The 22,357-nt window shown below is 37.1% G+C and carries 21 protein-coding genes and 1 other annotated feature; of the genes, 11 read left to right on the top strand and 10 right to left on the bottom strand.

Annotation, left to right across the window (positions count from 1 at the left end; genetic code table 11):
• Positions 1-12: 12 nt before the first annotated feature.
• The 4 genes from HXV90_RS19375 to HXV90_RS19360 all read right to left on the bottom strand — a co-directional run bounded on the left by HXV90_RS19375 (position 13) and on the right by HXV90_RS19360 (position 3,645).
• Positions 13-915, bottom strand: coding sequence for a cation diffusion facilitator family transporter (locus HXV90_RS19375; RefSeq protein ID WP_269897835.1), 903 nt, complete (start codon positions 913-915; stop codon positions 13-15).
• Between the two features lie 191 nt (positions 916-1,106).
• Positions 1,107-2,399 carry a hemolysin family protein gene (locus HXV90_RS19370; RefSeq protein ID WP_231595601.1) on the bottom strand — a complete coding sequence of 431 codons (1,293 nt, stop codon included), beginning with the start codon at positions 2,397-2,399 and terminating at the stop codon, positions 1,107-1,109.
• 454 nt (positions 2,400-2,853) lie between these two features.
• Positions 2,854-3,270, bottom strand: a complete 417-nt coding sequence (locus tag HXV90_RS19365) for a hypothetical protein (RefSeq protein ID WP_269897834.1) — start codon at positions 3,268-3,270, stop codon at positions 2,854-2,856.
• 171 nt (positions 3,271-3,441) lie between these two features.
• Complete coding sequence (locus tag HXV90_RS19360; protein WP_048391848.1) at positions 3,442-3,645, bottom strand: YheE family protein; 204 nt, start codon at positions 3,643-3,645, stop codon at positions 3,442-3,444.
• 208 nt (positions 3,646-3,853) lie between these two features.
• Here HXV90_RS19360 and HXV90_RS19355 point away from each other — a divergent pair, with 208 nt between their 5' ends.
• From HXV90_RS19355 to HXV90_RS19340, 4 genes are all read left to right on the top strand, one after another.
• Positions 3,854-4,996, top strand: a complete 1,143-nt coding sequence (locus HXV90_RS19355) for a DUF445 domain-containing protein (RefSeq protein WP_048391791.1) — start codon at positions 3,854-3,856, stop codon at positions 4,994-4,996.
• Positions 4,997-5,011: 15 nt separating this feature from the next.
• Positions 5,012-5,359 (top strand): YlbF family regulator, encoded by a 348-nt coding sequence (locus HXV90_RS19350; protein ID WP_112116645.1) that lies wholly within the window; start codon positions 5,012-5,014, stop codon positions 5,357-5,359.
• A 141-nt stretch (positions 5,360-5,500) separates the two neighbouring features.
• A complete protein-coding gene (locus HXV90_RS19345; RefSeq protein ID WP_112116644.1) occupies positions 5,501-6,163 on the top strand; it encodes a ribonuclease H family protein in 663 nt (220 codons plus the stop codon).
• Between the two features lie 119 nt (positions 6,164-6,282).
• Positions 6,283-7,194 (top strand): copper amine oxidase N-terminal domain-containing protein, encoded by a 912-nt coding sequence (locus HXV90_RS19340; protein ID WP_269897833.1) that lies wholly within the window; start codon positions 6,283-6,285, stop codon positions 7,192-7,194.
• 50 nt (positions 7,195-7,244) lie between these two features.
• On the opposite strand, the gene HXV90_RS19335 is transcribed toward HXV90_RS19340, so the two are convergent.
• The gene (locus HXV90_RS19335) at positions 7,245-7,643 is read right to left on the bottom strand and encodes a hypothetical protein (RefSeq protein ID WP_054548655.1); all 399 of its coding nucleotides are present in this window, start codon (positions 7,641-7,643) and stop codon (positions 7,245-7,247) included.
• Between the two features lie 165 nt (positions 7,644-7,808).
• Between HXV90_RS19335 and HXV90_RS19330 the strand changes: the two genes are divergently transcribed.
• The gene (locus HXV90_RS19330; RefSeq protein ID WP_259949878.1) at positions 7,809-9,314 is read left to right on the top strand and encodes a coproporphyrinogen III oxidase; all 1,506 of its coding nucleotides are present in this window, start codon (positions 7,809-7,811) and stop codon (positions 9,312-9,314) included.
• A 22-nt stretch (positions 9,315-9,336) separates the two neighbouring features.
• On the opposite strand, the gene HXV90_RS19325 is transcribed toward HXV90_RS19330, so the two are convergent.
• Complete coding sequence (locus tag HXV90_RS19325) at positions 9,337-10,434, bottom strand: CdaR family transcriptional regulator (protein WP_048391786.1); 1,098 nt, start codon at positions 10,432-10,434, stop codon at positions 9,337-9,339.
• Positions 10,435-10,599: 165 nt separating this feature from the next.
• Here HXV90_RS19325 and HXV90_RS19320 point away from each other — a divergent pair, with 165 nt between their 5' ends.
• From HXV90_RS19320 to HXV90_RS19300, 5 genes are all read left to right on the top strand, one after another.
• Positions 10,600-11,760 (top strand): glycerate kinase, encoded by a 1,161-nt coding sequence (locus HXV90_RS19320; RefSeq protein WP_269897832.1) that lies wholly within the window; start codon positions 10,600-10,602, stop codon positions 11,758-11,760.
• Entirely contained in the window at positions 11,739-13,085 is a 1,347-nt protein-coding gene (locus HXV90_RS19315) for a GntP family permease (RefSeq protein ID WP_048391781.1), read from the top strand. Before HXV90_RS19320 ends, HXV90_RS19315 begins: the two co-directional genes overlap by 22 nt.
• Positions 13,086-13,154: 69 nt before the next feature.
• Positions 13,155-14,345 (top strand): MBL fold metallo-hydrolase, encoded by a 1,191-nt coding sequence (locus HXV90_RS19310; RefSeq protein ID WP_048391779.1) that lies wholly within the window; start codon positions 13,155-13,157, stop codon positions 14,343-14,345.
• The gene (locus tag HXV90_RS19305) at positions 14,332-14,580 is read left to right on the top strand and encodes a DUF3006 domain-containing protein (protein WP_048391776.1); all 249 of its coding nucleotides are present in this window, start codon (positions 14,332-14,334) and stop codon (positions 14,578-14,580) included. The genes HXV90_RS19310 and HXV90_RS19305 overlap by 14 nt, the downstream gene beginning before the upstream one ends.
• Before the next feature lie 132 nt (positions 14,581-14,712).
• On the top strand, positions 14,713-15,501 hold the full coding sequence (locus HXV90_RS19300; protein WP_269897831.1) for an HAD family hydrolase: 789 nt from the start codon (positions 14,713-14,715) through the stop codon (positions 15,499-15,501).
• A gap of 44 nt (positions 15,502-15,545) precedes the next feature.
• On the opposite strand, the gene HXV90_RS19295 is transcribed toward HXV90_RS19300, so the two are convergent.
• The 3 genes from HXV90_RS19295 to serA all read right to left on the bottom strand — a co-directional run bounded on the left by HXV90_RS19295 (position 15,546) and on the right by serA (position 18,672).
• Entirely contained in the window at positions 15,546-16,469 is a 924-nt protein-coding gene (locus HXV90_RS19295) for a hypothetical protein (protein ID WP_269897830.1), read from the bottom strand.
• Complete coding sequence (locus tag HXV90_RS19290) at positions 16,459-16,962, bottom strand: RNA polymerase sigma factor (protein ID WP_233732853.1); 504 nt, start codon at positions 16,960-16,962, stop codon at positions 16,459-16,461. Before HXV90_RS19290 ends, HXV90_RS19295 begins: the two co-directional genes overlap by 11 nt.
• 96 nt (positions 16,963-17,058) lie before the next feature.
• Complete coding sequence (serA, locus tag HXV90_RS19285; protein WP_269897829.1) at positions 17,059-18,672, bottom strand: phosphoglycerate dehydrogenase; 1,614 nt, start codon at positions 18,670-18,672, stop codon at positions 17,059-17,061.
• Between the two features lie 159 nt (positions 18,673-18,831).
• Positions 18,832-19,073 (bottom strand) — a binding site (T-box leader).
• Between the two features lie 404 nt (positions 19,074-19,477).
• Here serA and HXV90_RS19280 point away from each other — a divergent pair.
• Complete coding sequence (locus HXV90_RS19280) at positions 19,478-21,127, top strand: FAD-binding dehydrogenase (RefSeq protein WP_269897828.1); 1,650 nt, start codon at positions 19,478-19,480, stop codon at positions 21,125-21,127.
• Between the two features lie 142 nt (positions 21,128-21,269).
• On the opposite strand, the gene trhO is transcribed toward HXV90_RS19280, so the two are convergent.
• Positions 21,270-22,241, bottom strand: coding sequence for an oxygen-dependent tRNA uridine(34) hydroxylase TrhO (gene trhO, locus HXV90_RS19275; protein WP_066037074.1), 972 nt, complete (start codon positions 22,239-22,241; stop codon positions 21,270-21,272).
• Positions 22,242-22,357 lie beyond the last annotated feature (116 nt).

The raw sequence follows: 22,357 nt of genomic DNA, 5'->3' as shown, positions 1-22,357 counted from the left end.
GTCTCCTACCAATCAATTGGTAGGAGACTTTTCTTCGTTTTGCGGAGGAATGATATATGGCTCAATATGCACAAGAACCTGACAAAAGCGATTTTCACGCATAATGGTATGTTCGATTTCTTCGGTTATGCGATGACTTTCAAAGACATTTAAATAAGGATCTACTGTGACAGTTACGTCGATGAAATACATATTGCCATGGGCACGTCCTTTAAAGTCTAAAAGCTCCATTACCCCGTCCACGTTACGGATTAAGACCGATAACGTTTCAACTTCATCAATATCAAATGCATCTGTAAGACTTTGAACAGCTTCCCAAAAAATTTCTACTGCTGTTTTAATAATTAAAAAGGCAACAATGAGAGCTGTAAGTGAATCAATGATCGGAAAGCCGAAAATGGCTCCAAAAATACCAATGGCTGTACCGATGCTGACAAGTGCATCAGAGCGATTGTCAAAGGCAGCAGCTTTAACAGCGGCACTCTTAATTTTCTTTGATAGTGCCAAATTATAGCGATAAACCAAATACATGACAACTGCACTACCTATTGCTACATAGGCTGTTAATAGTGAAGGTGTTGTACCAGTGGGCTCCCACAAGCTTTTTAGGGAACTAACTAATACTTGGAGACCGACAACAAGCATAATGAACGATGCGACTAAAGAGGCAACAGTCTCAGCTCGTAAATGTCCGTATTGGTGGTTGGAATCAGGTGGCCTTTGGGCAATGCGTAAACCAACCAGTACCGCGATGGAAGCAATGATATCAGTTGTGTTATTTAAACCGTCTGCTTTTAGGGCCTCAGATGTACCAATGTAGCCTATTATAAGCTTAGCAGAGCTTAGTATTAGATATGTACCAATGGATAGCCATGCACCTTTTTCCCCTTGACGTAAATTTGTATAGAGCTCCATTTTGTTTCCTCCTCGCAAAACTTTCGGACATTAGAAAACGACCCCCTTTTAAAAAGGGAGTCGTTTCATCTATTTATTACAGTCGTTGCTCCCACCTATATAAGGTGTGAAAAAAAGACCATATTTATAGCCTAGATTATACAAGCGTGCTTCTAATAGTACCACGACAAGTATGGTAAATCAATTCAATTTTAGTCAATGACTGCGTCATATTCATTTGATAAATCACTGTTAGGTAATTTCAGAACTTCTAAGTATAAAATATGGTGACCATCTAATTCTTTTGCGATAAATTCAAAACCTTGCTCTTCAATACTGTCACCTTCGACTGCATCAAAACGCTTCGTCATGAACCAACCACCGATAGTATCAATATCATCATCTTCTATGTCAGTACCAAGCATATCATTTACATTTTCAAGAAGCATCTTAGCATCTAAAATAAAATGATTTTCTGCAATTTCTTGTACTTCCGGGATTTCGTCTTCATCAAATTCATCTTGAATATCGCCGACAATTTCCTCAATAATATCTTCAATCGTCACTAAACCAGATGTTCCGCCATATTCATCCATTAAAATGGCCATATGAATACGTTCACGTTGAATTTTTAGTAATAGATCGTTAATTTGCGTTGTTTCCATCACTCGAATAATAGGTTGCATATAATCAATGACTGGCTTATCACCATTTTTAGGATCTTTAATGTAAGCGGTTAATAAATGCTTCATGTTAACTAATCCAATAATATGATCTTTATCTCCATCCAGAATTGGATAACGAGTATATTGCTCAACACCCATTAAATCAAACACTTCTTTAATTGTTAGCTCTTTTTCTATGCCGACAATTTCAGTTCGAGGAACCATAATTTCTTTTGCAAGACGATCAGAGAACTCGAAAATACTGTTAACATATTCATATTCTGAGTTATTAATTTCTCCACCTTTTAAACTATCCGACAAAATCATACGCAGCTCTTCCTCTGTATGAGCAACTTCTGATTCTGACATCATTTTTAAGCCGAAAAGACCTGTTAAACCACGGGCAGAGCCATTTAATAGCTTAATGATGGGATACGTAATATTGTGGAAGATAATTAATGGGCCAGAAAAGTTTAATGTGACAAATTCTGCTTTTTGGATGGCTAATGTTTTTGGCGCCAATTCCCCAATAACAACATGCATAAACGTAACGATTGAGAATGCAAGTATGAATGAAAGGATAGATGTAATACTACCATTCAAATTTAGAAATTCAAACACTGGGTGTAAAATGATTTCAAATGTAGGTTCACCTAACCAACCTAAACCAAGTGCAGTGATGGTAATACCTAACTGGCATGCAGATAAGTACTCATCTAAATCTGAAACAACACGTTTTGCATTTTTCGCTTTTTTATGCCCTTCCGCGAGCAATTGATCAATGCGGGTAGATCTCACTTTTACGATTGCAAATTCAGTTGCAACGAAAAATCCAGTCATTATAATTAGTAGGGCGAATGCCGCCAACCTAATGGTTATCTCCAATATGTCTCCGTCCAAATAATTCCTTTGTTCCCGCCCGAATGAGGGAAGTAAACAAAGTGTACACCTCCTATGATTTAAAAAATTGTTGGATGTTTCAATCATAAATTATTTAAAAGAAAAACACAAATATTGACAACAACTTTTTCACTTGTTTTTCATGGATCTTTTGAAAAAATGCAACTAGATTCAAATACCAAAAGATTGTAATTACCATGGCTATATGCTAACTTTAGAAAGATCAAAGATAGTTTGTTTAGGGAAATAAGCATTTTGCATCTCATATAATACGACACGTCAAAAATCTCAAGAGTGCTTTAGCTTGCGGATTTTTTTAAATGAATTATTTTTTATAGAAAGGGGGAGTCTCAATCATCATTTGAGACTCCCCCTTTCTAAATGTTTGACCTATTTATTCTTGCTGGAAGCGTAATTTTAAACACGCTTTTTCAACATCATGAACCGTTTCCTTTAAAGGTATTTCACCTGTAAACAGAGCGATAGATACAGGTGCTTTTTCCGTTATGCCTTGCTGTGTTAAAACATAGTTCTTATTATTATACGTTAAATAGAACGTTTTAATCGATTTCTTGCCGAAAGAGCTAGTAGAAGAATCAAAGAAGCCCTTTAGTTGACTGCAATACTCATTGTAAAAGTCGCTTTTATAGCCAGAAAGTTCCTCGAATTTCTTACTATTAGCAGCACCCGCTTCATCCACTAATTCGAATATTTTAGCGGAAAATTCTGAAAAAAATTCTTTTACTTTTACACGAATTAACGCTTTTGAATTATAGCTATTTAAGTCATCCGAAAGTGTGACTTTACTCATTGAAATGGCCCCCTGCATAAAAAACATTTACTATTAAGCTGATATCATAAATGTATAAGAAAAATATACAAATTTCAACAGGATTCAACATAATTAGCTTAAATGGCGTGCTATTAATAGTAAATATAGGTATTTTTATACGGGATCACAACGAAAAATTGACTATCAAATTCAATCGTATACATGAAACAGCATAAGTTCATGTATCATTTTTTTAACAACCTCCTCGTCTGATGGAATGGCTCCTATCCACTCAATCGTACCATCCTTTAAATATTCCGCTTGGTATCGTTCTCGTTGATAAAAAAATGAAATAGACCACCCAGGTAGTTGCGTGTTTTCAAATAGTGGTTTAAAACTGAAATGTTGAATCATCATCAAACCTCGCTTCTTATAGTATGTAGTCATATTATTCAAGTATAAAGGTATTTTTGCAACTATTCACTTTTCCTAGAAGTAAATAGGATGAGATTGAAATTCTAAAGGGGTATTTCTTTCGTTGAAAATCATTGCTCTGCTATAATGAGTGCAGAAGGCGACAAAATACGCCAATCTTGAATACAATTGAAATGAGAGGATACTAATGGATAATTTTATAGTGACATTACTTTTTATGGCTATCATTGGGGCTGCAATTGGGGGCGTTACAAATCACTTAGCCATTAAAATGCTTTTTCGTCCATATAAAGCGATATATATTAAAAATTGGCGTGTACCGTTTACACCAGGCCTTATACCCAAACGACGTGATGAATTAGCTAAACAGCTGGGTCTTACAGTAGTTAATTATTTACTAACGCCTGAAACATTTAGAAAAAAGTTTTTCTCTAAGGATATTCAAGACAAAGTAGAACACTTTGTGCAAACAAAAGTTGAAGAAACAATCTTTACAAACGACAAAACAATTCAGGATTGGCTAAACTTAGCTGGGTTTGCTCATCTACCTACTACCATTGAACAGAAGGTTGAAGCAATTGTTGAGGGACAATTTTCGTCGGTAAAGAATACACTATCAACAAAATCAATTCGTACGCTGCTATCAGATGATATCCAAAATACAATTGATGCTAAAATTCCAGTAGCAGTTCAGCACATTTTAGAAAAAGGCGAGGATTATTTTTTATCACCAGAAGGTGAAATGACGATTAAGGCAATGATTGATGATTTTTTATCATCAAAAGGGTCTCTAGGCGGCATGATCAATATGTTCTTAGGTGATTCCTCTTCATTAGTTGGGAAAGTTCAACGTGAGCTTGTGAAGTTTTTACAAGCACCAGGAACAACAACATTACTAACAAAAATATTTTCACAGGAATGGGAAAAACTTAAAGATCGACCAGCTATGGACTTTTTGCAAGATGTTCAATTTGACCCCATTTTATCGAAATTACAAGTGTACGTGAAAGAACAATTAGCAATCTCTGAACGTTTAAATCAACCGATTTCTTATTATTGGCCAGAAGGAAATGACTGGGCAAAGTATACCGTAATTCCACAAGCTATAGAAAAAGCTTTTGTGAAGGCAGAGGAAAAACTTGAGGATGTACTAAAACGTTTAAACTTACAAGAGGTTGTGCGAGAGCAGGTTGATTCATTCCCAGTAGAGAAATTAGAGGAGCTTGTATTAGGTATTTCAAAACGTGAGTTTAAAATGATTACTGTATTAGGTGCAGTGCTTGGTGGATTGATTGGGATTGTGCAAGGCTTGATTGTTTACTTTATTTAAAAGGAGATTGTATGAATGATTAATATTTATAATGACATTAATGCGCTAGAAGCAACTTTCCGTAAGATTCCAGAATTTGAAGCGTTAAAAGCTGCTGTTGAAGTTGTTAAAAATGACGAAGATGCATTAAATGTCTTTAAAAACTTCCGTAAAATCCAAATCGAATTACAGAAAAAGCAATTAGCTGGTGAGGATATTTTGGAGGATGAGCTTGTCTATGCACAAAAAGCGGCACAGCTTGCACAGCAAAATGAAAAAATTTCAACGATGCTTGAGGCAGAAATGAAGGTAAGTAAAGTAATCGAAGAAGTAAATCGCATTTTAATAAAACCTATCCAAGGTTTATATGAAGGAATTCAATAATAGGTGATAATCGCAATTTAAAAAGGAATAATTTTTCTAGGAATTGCACATATAACAAGTGAGAGGAAAACGTGTATCCGCTATTGGTCGGTACACGTTTTTGCTTTATGTACCAGTTAAAGAGTATGGGAGGTTATGAATATGCATGTCATCATTGAATGGACCTATAAAACACCAAAAGGAGCAACAACAGTTTTACGTTCCGCTGAAATGCCTGCAGCTCAAGCACTTTTACTTGCAGAGGATATGGAAAGAACGGGAAGGGTAAAATCGCTACATTGTATTGATCGGCAAGATACAAATTGGTCACTTAAAGAGCTAAAAGCATATTTAAAGGAAATTGATACAGAGCCTCATAATATTACGCTCTATTTTGATGGAGGTTTTGATCGTGGGACAAGGCAAGCAGGACTAGGCTGCGCCATTTATTATGAACAAAATGGTAAACCTTTACGATTGAGAAGGAATGCCTTTTCGTCTGAATTGAAATCAAATAACGAGGCAGAGTATGCAGCGCTTTATTTAGCCTTAGTAGAGCTAGAACTTTTAAATGTCCACCATTTGCCTGTGCGTATTATAGGAGATTCACAAGTGGTCATCAATCAGCTGAATGGGGAATGGCCAGCATTAGAAAAAGAACTAGCAAGCTGGGCAGATAAAATTGATGCTAAGCTGGAGCAACTTCACATTCAAGCCGAATACCAGCTTGTTTCACGTAAGGATAATTCGGAAGCGGATCGCCTTGCTACTCAAGCTTTAAATGGCATCGATATTACTGGTTTGAGCGAGATTGTTAAAGAATAGGAATAAGAGGTGGCAGTAGATACTGCCACCTCTTTCTCATAAAATCCTCGGTTTGCACTGAAACTTTTTCCATTTTAAAACTACTACTACTATGAATCCAAACAATAAGGAGAGATTTTATGAACATGAAAAAAATAGCACCTGCAGCTATGTCTGCATTATTATTTGGAAGTGCCCTTGTACCGGTAGCTTCAGCAAATGAGCAGCAATCTACAGAAGCAGAGGTACCACAAATACAAATTGATCCCGTACACATTTTTAATGATACTCGTGGTACTGTGGAAGATGTTCGTGTTGGGGAAAATATTACATATTACACAGTAAAAGAAGGCGAGCAAACAAATGTATTAGAAATTACTAAAGATACTCTCGTGTTCGACAATACTGGGAAGAAAGTGGAGCTACAAAAGGGTGATAAAGTATTAGCTTATACCTTTGCTAACAAACCGCAAAAATATATTTATCCACCACAATTCAATCCAGAGGTTGTCATCGTTGAAACAGCAGAAGTTGGTTTTGTAGAAGTGGATTATTTCTTTGAAGATTTAACTAATACGTATGATATTTTAAAATTAAATATTGGGAAAGAAACAGAGCTATTCAATGAAAAAGGTGAAAAGGTGGACGCTAAAGATTTAGCAGAGAAGCATCTGATTGTTTTCTATACGGCCTCTACTAAAAGTATCCCAGCTCAAACAACACCATCTAAAGTAATTGTACTGGACGATGATTCCTCAACTACTAAGAATTCAATAAATGAAGAAATTGATAATATTATCGCATCAGATTCTTATGAAGTAGCTGGCACAAAAATGGTGCCATTACGTGTGATCGCTGAAAAGCTTGGCTTCAAAGTGGATTCTACAGGCAAGGGGGCAATCCTTTCAAAAGGGAATATGTCTTACACAATTACTCGCGGTGAAAAAACATTTGGCTATAATAAGGCATTACGTACACTAACAGTCGCACCGACTTTAAAAAATACAAAGACATATGTACCTGTTGAATTTGTGGATGAATATTTAAAATAATTAAGAAAATAGTATGCCAACAATGCTTGGCATACTATTTTTATTTGTGGTTACTCAGCCATTGCTAGAGCGTAATGGTTCTTTGAGGAAATAAAGGCTGGATACTTTTTCGCAAATTGTTGGAGACATTGTTTAAAGGATATTGTACTCATGAAGTTTTTAGCTAATACCATTTCATCTGAATACAATAAAAATTGCTGAAAATGCTGTTGAATAAATACCCTTGTCTTTTCATAATGCTTGTTAATTGAAATAGCGCCGTAGATTTCTTGTTGATCAATAATATAAATAAAATCACATAGTACTTTATGTGTGCCGTAATTAAGTTTTACCGTGACATATAATGTTTTTTCGTCACAGCGCTCTAAATCAAAATGGTGGAATGCTACTTCTACTTGGTGAATAAAGCTCGAAACAGATGTATAATTGTCATTTTTTAAAATAAACATTCTCGACACCACCTTTTCTGAAAATTATAATGACAAAAAAATAGTTTGTCTATATTTAAACTGAATATTCTGTTATTTTATAGATTCTAATTGTTATTTTGCTTATAGTCATAAAAATTTGTTAAACTTAAATCTGCAATATATAAAAGAAGAGAGCGAAACGAAATGAAAATTATTCATATAGATCAAAAATATCCTGAAGATTGGATTCGCGTATTAAATCATATTGCGAATTTATTTTTTGAGGATTCCAAGCTGAAGGTTGAACCAATGGGAGCAGATATGTCTGCTACATTTGACTATCAGACTGGAGACGATTTTTCCATTTCTACAAAAGCAAACTTGATTGTAGATGGTAAGCAATACACGAATGAGTACAGTATTCAATATGAGTCCCCAGCAACAGATCGTGAGCTAAATATTCGCATAAAACGTGCATTGTCACATGTATTTTTAGATGTTCTTGAACAGCATACTGGAGTGCATCAGCAATGGGGGATTTTAACGGGTGTACGCCCAACAAAGCTGTATCATAAATTTAGAAAAGAAGGTAAAAGTGAGCAAGAAATTGCTGATCTATTAATTCGAGATTTCCGCTTATCAAAGGAAAAAGTTGGACTATTAAAGGAAATTGTGGACCGACAACTAGTGACCATTCCTGATCTTGATGCCATTGGACAAGAAATCAGTGTTTATATTGGTATTCCATTCTGCCCTACCAAATGTGCATATTGCACTTTCCCAGCCTATGCGATTGGTAGTAATCGTAAGCAAGGGCGTGTTACGACTTTTTTAGATGGCTTGCATATTGAATTGCGCGAAATGGGCAAATGGCTGAAGGACAATGATATGAAAATCACCTCCATTTATTGGGGTGGTGGTACACCGACTTCAATTGAGGCCGATGAAATGGATGCCTTATATCAAACGATGTATGAATCATTCCCTAACCCTGAAACAATTCGAGAGGTGACAGTTGAAGCAGGAAGACCTGATACCATCACACCAGAAAAATTAGAAGTACTAAAAAAATGGGGTATTGATCGTATTAGTGTAAATCCACAATCTTATACTGATGAAACATTAAAAGCAATTGGTCGTCATCACACAGTCCAGGAAACCATTGATAAGTTTTGGCTTGCAAGAGAATCAGGTATGAACAATATCAATATGGATCTTATAATTGGGCTACCGAATGAAGGGATTGAAGAATTCCAACATTCATTAGAGGAATCGGCAAAAATGCAGCCAGAGTCTTTAACTGTTCATACGCTATCATTTAAACGTGCTTCAGAGATGACGCGTAATAAGGATAAATACAAAGTAGCCGACCGTGATACGGTAGCTGAAATGATGGAAATGGCACGAATTTGGACAAAAGAAAATGATTATGTTCCATACTATTTATATCGTCAGAAAAATATTTTAGGTAATTTAGAAAATGTCGGCTATAGTAAAGCGGGAGAAGAAAGTATTTATAATATCGTTATTATGGAAGAAGTGCAGACAATCTTAGGAATTGGCTGTGGGGCATCCTCAAAATTTGTTCATCCCGAAACAGGGAGAATTACACAATTCCATAATCCGAAAGATCCTGCTGCCTATATCATGACCTTTGAAGAGGCTATTGGGAAGAAAATAGAATTTTTAAATGAATTATATAAGGCTTAATGATGAAGGCAATCTGATCTGTTCAGATTGCCTTCATTGTTTGTAGTGTTCGTAATGTACAGGCCATTTTTAGCAGAACAGCATCCTCAAAGTATTGCGGATCATAGCCTGTTAATTCCCTTATTTTATTTAAACGATAAGTAAGTGTATGTCGATGAATATTCAATTGCTGAGCACAATGCTTTAGCTGTAAATTACAATCAAAAAACGATTGTAATGTTTCCAATTGTTTAGCGTCTAAATTTTTGAGTACACGACGGTAAAATGCTTGTACCTCCTCCGATTCACGATGTTTAAAAAGGGAATATAACTCGACATCTTCAAAAAAAGTCAATTCATTATTGATTGCAGCAAATTTTAGAGCTGTTTTGGCACCTTGGTAGCTATAGGGAAGCTGAGATAAATGTTGAACCACAGGCCCTACACCAATTTGAAGGGAGGGAAGTTTCTGCTTCTGCTTACGCAGTGCTTTTATAATAGGACGGCAATTTTGCTCCATACAACTTGTTAGTAGGATATAGTATTCCTGTAATTGGCTATGACCAGCAAGAATAGGCTGTTTGTAAAATAGATCCTCAAAAAAGAAGGGTATTGTATTTTCTGCGTAGGATGCTTCATTTAAGCTCACTAAAATCACCTGAAAAGGGCCAGAAAGAGCAAATGGTAATTTCTGAATCCGTTCAGTTAAGGTTCCGTCTAGCTTACTTCCATGAACGAGTGCTTCAAATATGTAATCGTTATTCTTTCGTTGCCATTCGCTTTTAGATTCAACAATCGCTTGATGGGCCATAATCTCTGTTGTGAGTTGAACGAGATTAGCAATTTCAAGCATATCCTCTGAATCTCCTGTAATACCTATAACACCTACAACCTCATCTTGGTACATAATTGGCATATTGATGCCTGGTTTTGTGTTTGGATAAAGTGCTATATTTTCCTCATTTATAATTAGAGTCTCTTTTGTCTGTGCTACGTATAGTGCACCTTCATGAATATTTTCCACCCTCATTTTATCCCCAGAAGCTAAAATGACTCCACTTGGGCTGATAACATTAATATTGTGACGCAAGCGCAACATCGTTTGATGGACGATGTCTTCTGCTAACTTTTTTGTCAACATGTTTATACACCTCGCATAAAAAACAGCCTGTTATATGACAGATAAATTGTACACCTATTATAATGTTTTCTGAATTTATTGTCATTATAATAAATTGTAAGCGCTTAACTTAGGGATATGAAAATTTACGTAAATGTCAATGGACGACATAAGTGGAGGTATATCATGAAAGTTATCATTAGTCCAGATTCCTACAAGGGTACTCTGTCAGCAGTTGAAGTAGCAAAGGCAATGCAAAAAGGAATCTTAGATGTGGATCATTCAATTGAAACAATTATACTACCAGTGGCAGATGGTGGTGAAGGTACACTGCACTCACTTATTGCCTCTACAGATGGCCGATATTGCTCAGCAACTGTGCTTGATCCATTGGGAAGAGCTATCCAGGCTCAATATGGTGTACTGGGCGATCAAGTAACCTGTGTAATAGAGATGGCTCAAGCATCTGGTATTATGCTGTTACAAGAAAATGAGAAAAATCCTGAACTTGCTACATCTTATGGCACAGGACAATTAATTAAAGCCGCACTTGATCAAGGTTTTAGAAAATTTATTATTGGCATTGGTGGGAGTGCTACAAATGATGCGGGTACTGGTATGTTACAAGCATTAGGTGTGCGGTTATTATCAGCGGAAGGGGTGGAACTTGAGGCTGGTGTTTCTAACCTTATGCAATTAGATGTCATAGATATGAGTCTACTAGATACTAGATTAGCAGAAGCAACATTTACGATTGCCTGTGATGTGGATAATCCGCTTATTGGTGAACGAGGAGCCACTGCCATCTTTGGTCCACAAAAGGGTGTTCAAAAACACCAGGTCGCTGAATTTGATCGTTGTTTAAAGCATTTTGCAGATATTGTTGAAGCTCAATTTGCTATACGATTACATGACTATAAAGGTGCTGGAGCCGCTGGGGGAATGGGGGGCGCATTAATCGCTTTTTTAAAAGGAACCTTCCATGCAGGAATTGACCTTGTGCTGGACGCTGTACAACTTCAGGCTCATTTAGCAGAAGCACAGTTAGTGATAACGGGTGAAGGAAAATCTGATCTTCAAACATTACATGGTAAGGCACCATTAGGTGTAGCAAAAGCTGCAAAGCAAGCGAATGTAGAGGCGATGCTGCTGTCTGGAGGAATTGATACCAAGGCAAATGCAGCATTACAAGCGTATTTTACAGTTGTTGAGTCATTGGTAGATGAGGAGATTGATGTGCAGCAGGCAATGCAAGAACCTGCACACTTTATTCGGTTAAAAACTAAAAGAATGATAGAGCGTTACTTACAAAAGGGGATGTCTAGATGTTGTTCATTATTATATTAATAGGGGTATTATTTGTTGTCTTAGGAACAGCTAAGTTAAAGCTTCATCCGTTTTTAGCTTTATTAATCAGTGCTTTCTTCGTTGGAATTGCTTCAGGTATGCCATTGTTGACAGTAGTGGAAAGCATTAATACTGGATTTGGAGGCTTAATGACAAGTATTGGTTTAGTCATTATTGCTGGTACTATTATAGGCTTAATATTAGAAAAATCAGGTGCTGCTTATCGAATGGCAGAAGTAGTGTTAAGAATTGTAGGACCTAAACGTCCACAATTAGCGATGTCTTTAATTGGCTATATCGTATCCATACCAGTATTTTGTGATTCTGGCTTTATTATTTTATCCAGCTTGCAAAAATCATTAGCAAAGCGAGCAAATGTTACGATTGCATCTATGGCAGTAGCTTTAGCAACTGGCTTATTTGCGACGCATGTATTAGTACCACCAACTCCAGGTCCTATTGCAGCAGCAGGAAATATTGGCGCAGCAGATTATTTAGGAACAGTCATTGTCATTGGTTTATTAGTCGCGATACCAGCGACATTCGTAGGTTATCTATGGTCAGTAAAAGTTGCGACAAAAATTCGCGTTCCTGAAGATGAGGTAGAGGCATTAGATTATGAGGAAGTCATTAAATCCTTTGGTAAAATGCCCTCAACATTTAAAGCATTTTTACCAATCGTTCTGCCGATTGTGTTAATTGGTTTGGGTTCTATAGCAGCATTAGTTGGTGATACGGAAGCGACTTTCAATACCATCTTTAAATTCTTAGGTTCTCCAACAGTGGCCTTATTTTTAGGTGTAGCAGCAGCCTTTTTATTATTACCTGAAATCAATGAAACGACATTAACAGGTTGGATTGGCGAAAGTCTAAAAGAAGCAGCACCAATTTTACTTATAACAGGGGCTGGTGGTTCGTTTGGAACTGTTATAAAAAATGCTGGTGTTGGAGAAATGCTTCAAGAAATGGATTTAGGTATGTTTGCCTCAGGTACATTATTCCTTCTTGTGCCGTTTATAGTAGCAGCAGCGTTGAAAACGGCTCAAGGTTCTTCTACAACAGCTCTTGTGATTACATCTACTTTAGTAGCCCCAATGCTTGTGACATTGGGAATTGATGGAGCGGTACCATTAGCATTAGTGGTGATGGCAATAGGTGCAGGAGCAATGACAGTTAGCCATGTGAATGATAGCTTCTTTTGGGTGATTACGCAGTATAGTGGTATGGAAGTAACACAAGCCTATAAAGCCCAAACGGTGGCCACATTACTTCAAGGGCTTGTGACTATTATTATTACGATGATTTTATGGTGGATATTTGTTTAAAGTAAAAGGAGAGCAGCCCATGGCTAGCTCTCTTTTTGTATAATAGGAAAATAGAAAGGAAGTTAGTAGATGAAAAAAATAATAAAGGTATTACTCCTTTGTCTTTTTTTATTAGCCGGCTGTAACGAGGCAGTCAAGACAGAGAAAATTCCTGTAACAGCTGGTCATGAAATGCAGGTTCATTTTATTGATGTAGGACAAGGGGATTCTATACTGATCGAATCACCAAGTGGTAAAACGATGCTTATAGATGGGGGAGTGAAGGGCGCAGGGCAACAGATTGTCTCTTATTTAAAAGAACTTGGGATAAATAAGCTTGATATTGTAGTAGCAACACACCCAGATGCTGATCATATTGGAGGGCTTATTCCTGTATTAGATAACATGACGATTGAGCAATTTTATGATTCGGGAAAAGTACATACATCGCAAACCTTTGAAGAGATGCTGACACGTATCGATGAAAAAAATATTCCTTATCATGTGCCAAAAATCGGCGATGATATCGAATTTGATAAGGATGTAAATGTGAAAGTTTTAAATGCCAATGATCAGGCTACAGACAATAACGATGCCTCCATTGTCTTAAAAATGACTTATGGGAATGTCTCTTTTTTATTGACAGGAGATGCGGGAGTGGCATTAGAAAAGGAAATGTTGCAGTATGATGTGAAAGCAACAGTTTTAAAAGCTGGACATCATGGCTCTAACACAAGTAGCTCAGAGGAGTTCATTCAGGCTGTAAAACCAGAGGTCACGATATTAAGTTATGGAGAGGATAATAAGTATGGACATCCACATGCAGAAATTGTGGACCGTTTGCAGGCTATTGGTAGTAAAATATATGCCACCGCGGATTTAGGAACGATTACGGTGTCCACAGATGGGGTAAACTATACGGTGAACGGTAAGGAAACTTCTAGTGTAGAAACTGGTAATATACTATCTAAAGAAGAACCGACAACAGCTATTGAAATCGTTAGCAAGGATCTTGTTACTGAAATTGTAGGAATTAAAAATAGTGGACAACACGCAGTATCTTTAAAAGATTGGCAGCTTATTTCAATTGAAGGGCATCAAGTTTATAACTTCCCTAATCTTTCTTTACAGCCAGGGAAAACGATTTATATTACTAGTGGAACCAATGCACGGGAAGGGCAAAATTATTTGAAATGGACAACTAAACAAATTTGGTTAAATGCTGGAGATGCTGCGCAATTACGGAATGAGAAAGGGGAACTTGTAAGTGAGCTTGAGTAAATACACATTGGACCGTATTGAAGATGGCTATGCGGTTTTCTTAAAGTTTCCAGCAGAAGAGGAACAACTCATTATTTCACAGTCAGCCATGAACAAGCCTGTGCAAGTAGGTGATCGTGTTCAGATAGAAGAAAAAGATGGTATTTACCATATTGAAATTTTAAAAGAAGAAACACAGCAAAAAAGAGCAGACCTTCAGAGTTTAATGAATCGTTTACGAAATAAAAATAATTAATACATGACAAGCTGTGAAGATTTGACGTACAGCTTGTTTTTAGATACAGGAATTGTACTTAAATTGTTATCCTAAATATTTTGAAAATATGCTAAAATAGTAGTATTAATCGGGAGCTAGGAGCGGACAAAAATGTCGATAAATACAATTATTTTTGATTTAGATGATACACTACTATGGGATAAAAAATCAGTCAAAACTGCATTTGAAAAAACATGTGACTATGCAGCAACAGTACATAATGTGAATCCTACTGAGCTAGAGGAAGCTGTTCGCAGAGAGGCACGTGCTTTATATGAGAGTTATGAAACATATGATTATACGGTATTAATTGGTATCAATCCATTTGAAGGACTTTGGGGAACGTTTGACGACTCGACGGACTCCTTCCAAAAAATGAAGGAAATTGTTCCTAGCTATCGTGCAGCGGCTTGGACAAAAGGGTTAGCTGCTCTTGGTATTGAAGATACAGCGTTTGGAGAGGAGCTAGGAGAGCGGTTTGTAGCCGAGCGTAAAGTAGCGCCATTTTTATACGAAGATACTTTTGCAGTGTTAGATGAATTAAAAGGAAAATATCAGCTTGTATTGCTTACAAATGGCGCACCAAGTTTGCAAAATTTAAAGCTAGAAATCACACCAAAAATTGCCCCATATTTTGATCATATTATTATTTCAGGTGACTTTGGTAAAGGTAAGCCGGACGCATCTATTTTTGAGTATGTGATGGAGAAAGCAGGTATTACAGCGGACGAGGCAATTATGGTTGGCGACAATCTTAATACTGATATTTTAGGATCATCTCGTGTGGGAATGCGCAATGTATGGATTAATCGTGAAAACAATATCGCCAACGGGGCTGTGACACCTACCTATGAGGTGGACTCTTTGACAGCGTTGTTGGAGCTTGTAAATAAGCTATAGTATAAAAATGTACTGACCCTTCATGGAGTCAGTACATTTTTTTATTAAAAATAGACATTCAGTCCAAGGTATAAACATGTAAAAGCTATCGCTATACAAAGCTGAACAAGAGCGCTAGCAATTAAGTAACCCTTAGGTTCACCAGCCTTTTTACGATAATAGATTTGCATAAAGGAGTAGAGTGAGAAAAGGCCATAAATAATTGTTGCATGAATTGTATGGTGGACAAGATAGATACCAAATGAAATACCTCCAAACAACACGAGCATGATGGCATTGGCAATAGCATGCTCAACTGTTGCAGCGAAAAAGCGACGTTCTGTATAAGGCATTCTTTTTTTAGCAATCCATAGGATGAAATGCATAAGTAGGATGAAAATGTTCCCTAAAATAAGTTTCGTCGACCGCTTCTCATCATAAAAATAGCGTAGAGAGTCAATTGATTCCTCAATCAGAAAGGCTTGCTGGGTTTCAACATTGAAGAAAATCTTGTTATTGAGTACCTTCCATTTCTCTTGTGTACGGTCATTATAGAGAATCAAAATATCATAGATAGTACCACTTTTCCATTGACTAGCGGATATTGTTATAGGAGAAGCGTTGTCCCAATTCTGTTGTAGCTGTGTGATAGCCTTTGAATGAGCATAGCATTGCTGAGGAACATAAAGGCAAGAATCCTTTGCTATAAAGGTTTCCTTGTTCAAATTCTCCTTTAAGTAGACTCGTTGGATGGCTTTGGAGGAATCCATTGTCGTAGAAGAATCAGTCGAACGTTGAACATAAGTTAAAATTAATAAAGAAAGAACTACTATAAATAGCAATGTTACAGAAGGGATTTTCCATTTACTTTTTGATAATTGTTTATTAATTACTGAAGGCTCTATCATATTGCGTAATATTTTTTTCTCCTGCTGATCAGATAACATTAAATCATCTAAGTGTTGCCATGTCTTCTTATCATTCTTCATCCATCTCACCTCCTAGCTGTTTTTTTAATGCGATGAGTGCTCGTTTTAATGTGTTTTTTACTTTCCCCTCATTCCAGCCAAGAATAGCGCAGGTTTCTTCGATGGAAAGCCCCTCTATTTTGCGCAGAATAATCACATCACGATAGGTAATTTTTAGTTTTCGAATTGCAAGATACAGTATCTTGGCATCTTCTCGTTGCATCAGCCATTGATGAGGAGAAGGTGACGCTTGTTCTTCATGCTGTTGTAAAAAAGGGACAAACTGAATAATCCTTTTCCGACGATAATGATCATAGGCAAGGTTACGTGCAGTGCACCGCAACCAAGCGAGATCGGCTCCTTCTTTTATTGTTTGGTGATGGTTCAAATAACGGACAAAGGTTTCCTGTGTATAATCCTCCGCTAATTTTTCATCATTTAGTAAGTAATATAAGTATTTAAAAATGGTGTGATTATGTAAGTAAAATATTTCTTCTATGTTCAAGCTGAACACCTCCTTTTCTTTAAAGACGAAGAACTCATAGAAAAGTATCATTTTCCCAAAATAAAAAGCAGAGAGTAGAGACTCCCTGCTTCTTGTTATTATTAATTATAGGTTAATGGCTTTTACCTCATCAATGTTTTCAAGCTGTGCCACAAAAACTAAATCTTCTTCTGTTACAACATTATCAACCGTTAACATCATAACCGCTGTACCACCAACCTGCGCACGACCAACCTGCATTGTTGCGATATTGATTTCTTTTTCTGCAAGCTTTGTTGCTACACGGCCAATTGCACCTGGTTTGTCAGTATTTTTAATGTAAAGAAGGTGGCCTTGTGGAATGACATCTACAACATAGTGCTCTACTTTTACAATACGTGCACCTAAACCGTTTAATAGTGTACCCGCTACAGTGTGTGTTTCGTTAGCAGTAATAATTTCAATAGTAATTAAGCTAGTAAAGCCTTTTGCTGTTGTTGTTTTGTGCTCATTAATTTTCATACCAATACGTTCAGATAAGTAACGAGCATTCACATCATTGACATGATTACCGTGATTTTTAGACAGTAAACCTTTTAACGCATTTGAAGTTAATGGACGAACATCATAGTTTGCTACTTCTCCAGCATAAGATAGGTTGATTTCTTTGACTGGCTCTGTTGTCACTTGTGATAGGAATGAACCAAGTTTTTCAGCTAATTCAAAGAAAGGCTCAACTTGTGCAAGAAGCTCTTTAGGTATAGATGGCATGTTTACTGGATTTGTTACAGTACCTGTTTTGTAAAATTTAATGATGTCATTTGATACATCAACCGCTACAGATTCTTGTGCCTCGATTGTAGATGCTCCTAAGTGAGGCGTTGCGATAACTTGTGGTAAAGTCAGTAGCTTATGATCTGTTGCTGGTTCAGAAACAAATACATCAAGAGCTGCTCCAGCCACTTTACCTGCTACGATTGCATCATATAAATCGTCTTCATTGATGATACCGCCACGTGCACAGTTAATAATACGTACGCCATCTTTCATCATCGCAAATTTATCTTTATTAATAAGGTTGCGAGTTTCAGGTAGAAGTGGTGTATGAACTGTAATGAAATCTGCAGCTACACAGATTTCTTCAACCGTTGCTTTTGTTACACCTAATTCTTTGGCACGTTCATCTGTTAGGAAAGGATCGTATGCCATAACATTCATACGTTGACCCTTAGCACGATAAGCTACTTCAACACCAATTCGACCAAAACCTACAACGCCTAAAGTTTTATTTTTTAGCTCCACGCCAACAAAAGATTTGCGATCCCATTTGCCATTTTTTAATGTATTAAATGCTTGTGGAATATGACGGGCAAGTGAAGTCATCATCGCAATTGTATGTTCGGCAGCTGAATTAGTATTACCATCTGGTGCGTTTACCACGATAATGCCGTGTTCTGTAGCAGCAGCAAGGTCAATATTATCGACACCAACACCAGCACGACCAATTAATTTTAAGCTTTTTGCTGCTTCAATTACTTCACGTGTTACCGTTGTTTGAGAACGAACAAGTAATACATCTACATCAGCAATTTTAGCGATTAATTCTTCTGGTGCTAAACCTGTGTCTACAATAATGTTTAAATCTAAATCTTGTTCCTGGCGTAATGGGAAAATACCATCCTCACTTAGTGGATCAGCGATAAATACATTAATAGTTCTTGTTTTTGTTGCAGTAGTCATTATAATTAGCTCCTTTTTTATCATTATTGGCTATGGCTTTATCTACGATAGTCTGAAATTTGTAAAATTCGAACATCTTACAGCATACAAACAATCTCCTTTCTAAATCGAAGACAATATAAAAAGCCTTCCACGCCTTACAAACACAGTTAGTGTGTTGTAAGGGGCGAAAGGCTGTATAAACTTTGGTTCGCGGTACCACCCTTAATCACTGCTGGAAAATTTATTCTGGCAGTCTTAGCTATATGCGTAACGTGCATGAGACGGATAAGCTTACTTTTAAGTTGTTCAGCCTATCTATTCAGGAGTGGAACTATTATCGTAGAAATCACTGATTTGCACCAACCATCAGCTCTCTTTGGATTTTCTTGCGACTAGTGTGTCTCCGTCGTTATATTTTTTGTGATTAAATTTGTTAACATCATAATCCCTATTGTTCACCTTTGTCAACGATATTTCTTAAAAACTTTAAAAATACTGACTTCAAAAGTCTGAAAAATAACTAAAAACGAATATTATTTATATAAATCTTTTATATCGTTCGTCTTTTTGGGGAATACAATGAAAGCGCTAACGATATTTGAAAAGTCCGATAGTATCAGGTTTCTGTGTAGTTTTAGCATGAAAAATTATATGGGAATTAAATGGAATAAAATAGAGGGTTTATGCTAATTATCCATGGATTTGTTCTAAGAAAGCGAACGTTTTTGTTTGTCACATTTTAGACAAAAATATAAAAAGTAGAAGGTAAACAGACTGTGAGAGAAGAATGTTAGTTAAGGATGATTGATTTGGGGGTGTAAGAATGAAGTACGATGTTGCAGTAGTCGGTGCTGGTCTTGCAGGATTAGTCGCAGCTTGTGAATTAATCGATGCAAAGAAAAAAGTTCTTTTAGTAGATCAAGAGCCTGAAAATTCAATTGGAGGACAGGCATATTGGTCTTTTGGAGGAATATTTTTAGTAAATTCTCCAGAGCAAAGAAGGCTTGGAATTAAAGATAGTAAGGAGCTTTCATGGCAGGATTGGCAAGGAACTGCAGGCTTTGATCGTTTAGAAGATGAGGATTCCTGGGCGTATAAATGGGCAAGAGCATATGTCGATTTTGCAGCAGGTGAAAAATACGACTGGTTAAAGTCAAAAGGTATAAAGTTTTTTCCTGTTGTTGGATGGGCAGAGCGGGGAGGCTCATTGGCAGGAGGGCATGGCAATTCAGTACCTAGATTTCATATTGTCTGGGGAACAGGCCCTGGCATTGTAAAGCCATTTGTAGATAAAGTAAAACAGGCTATGAAAGAAGGATTCATTGACTTCAAGCCAAGACATCGTGTGGATGAATTTGTGCAGCAAGAAGGGAAGATTATAGGAATTAGCGGAACGGTGCTAGCTGAAACCTTTATTAACCGAGGTGAAAAAAGTTCGAGATTAGGAATCGGTGAATTTTCCTACGAAGCTAAAGCTGTGATTGTGGCAAGTGGTGGTATTGGGGCAAATTTTGATTTAGTGAGAAAAAATTGGCCGGCTCGATTAGGAACCCCTCCCAAAAATATGGTATGTGGTGTACCAGCTTACGTTGACGGAAGAATGCTAGAGATCACGGAACATGCTGGGGGACGCATTGTAAACCGTGATCGCATGTGGCATTACACAGAGGGTTTAAGAAATTGGGATCCAATATGGCCCAACCATGGAATTCGGATATTGCCTGGTCCCTCCTCCCTGTGGTTTGACGCAGAGGGGAATCGTTTTCATGCACCCAACTTTCCAGGGTTTGATACACTCAGTACGTTAGAGGCGATTCAAAAAACAGGTTATGACTATTCCTGGTTTATTTTAACGGAGAAAATTATTGAGAAAGAATTTGCTTTATCTGGCTCGGAGCAAAACCCAGATTTAACAAACAAAAGCATTGGCGATGTTCTAAAACGCATTTTACCAGGCCCACCTGCTCCTATCCAAGCTTTTAAAAATCACGGAGAGGATTTTGTGATTGCACATGATCTAAAGGAACTTGTAGATGGAATGAATAAACTTGCTGGGAATGAGCTACTTGATTTCATGAAGATTAAAGAGCAAATCTTGGCAAGAGATCGGGAAATGGACAATAAGTTTACAAAGGATTTGCAAGTAAACGCTATTCATGGAGCAAGAAATTATATTGGGGATAAATGGGTGCGTGTTGCCAAGCCACATAAAATTTTAGATACCAAAAATTGGCCTTTAATTGCTGTTCGCTTAAACATTCTAACAAGGAAAACTTTAGGTGGCTTACAAACAAATTTAAATGGCGCTGTTTTGGGCATGGACGGTCAGCCAATTCCTGGGTTATTTGCTGCTGGTGAAGTAAGTGGTTTCGGTGGCGGTGGCGTCCATGGCTACCGCGCTTTAGAAGGGACATTTGTTGGTGGTTGTTTATTTAGTGGACGCCAGGTAGGGCGTTATTTAGGGCAAGGATAAAGTGCATAAATGAATGAAGAGCATCGTTTTGATGAACGATGCTCTTTTTAAATGGATTGATAATGTTGGAGTAGATCACTATGCTGAAGTTTTGAGCAGAAATCCAACAGCAATGCGCACCTTGATTAAATTATGAAATGGATTAACAATTTGATTGTTGGACCTCTGCAATCTTAGCAATTTGTTCTTCAACCTGTTCCTTTGTCCAACCGTTTTCCTCCACGAAAAAGTTGCGTTCTGCACGGCGACAATCATCTGAACAGCTTCGCATGTAAAATGCCTCATGTTTTTCTTCACAAAGCATTAACTTATGACACGCTGGGTTTGCACAGTTTGTGTATCGTTCAGAAGGCTCCCCGGTGAAATAATCCTTCCCAACAATAACATGTTCCACCTGATTAATCGGTACACTTCGACGGCGGTCAAAAACAAACATTTGACCATCCCATAATTGACCTTTTACCTCAGGATCCTTCGCATATGTAGCAATACCGCCGTGTAATTGACCTACGCTCTTACCATAGCCCTCGCGTTTTAGCCAACCAGAGAATTTTTCGCAGCGAATACCACCTGTACAATAAGTTAAGATTTTTTTATCTGCAAAATCTTCTTTATGCGCCTCCATCCAAGCAGGTAGGTCACGGAAGTTTTCAATATCTGGTCGAACAGCCCCTCGGAAATGACCGAGATCATATTCATAGTCATTACGGGCATCGATAACCACGGTGTTGTCATCTTGCATCTGTTCCATAAATTCTTTAGGTGTTAAATAATCACCTGTGATTTCTAACGGATTGATATCCTGTTCTAAACCGAGGTGAACAATTTCTCGACGAGGACGTACATGCATTTTTCTAAAGGTATGCCCTTCAGTCTCATCAATTTTCCACATCATATCGCTAAAACGAGCATCTGCCTTCATATGATTCATGTAAGCATCTGTTTGCTCAATGGTACCTGATACAGTTCCGTTAATACCTTCGTAACCTACTAAAATACGACCAAGAAGCCCTATCTCTTTACACAATGCTAAATGTTCTTCTGCGAACGCTTCAGGATCTTCAATCGTAATATATTTATAATAAAGTAATACACGATAGTCTTTTTGTGTCAAAATACATTACCACCTTTATCTCGATATTCGTCCTTTAATATAGCATAACAGGAGCAATTTTGCTTAGAGAGAAGGAGTTTTCTAAAAAAACACGAATTATACATAGTGAATGACTA

The organism is Lysinibacillus sp. JK80 (assembly GCF_027557635.1).
GTDB classification, from domain to species: Bacteria; Bacillota; Bacilli; order Bacillales_A; family Planococcaceae; genus Lysinibacillus; species Lysinibacillus capsici.
The sequence above is the reverse complement of the archived record's forward strand: the minus strand, read 5'-3'. Positions and strand labels throughout refer to the sequence as shown.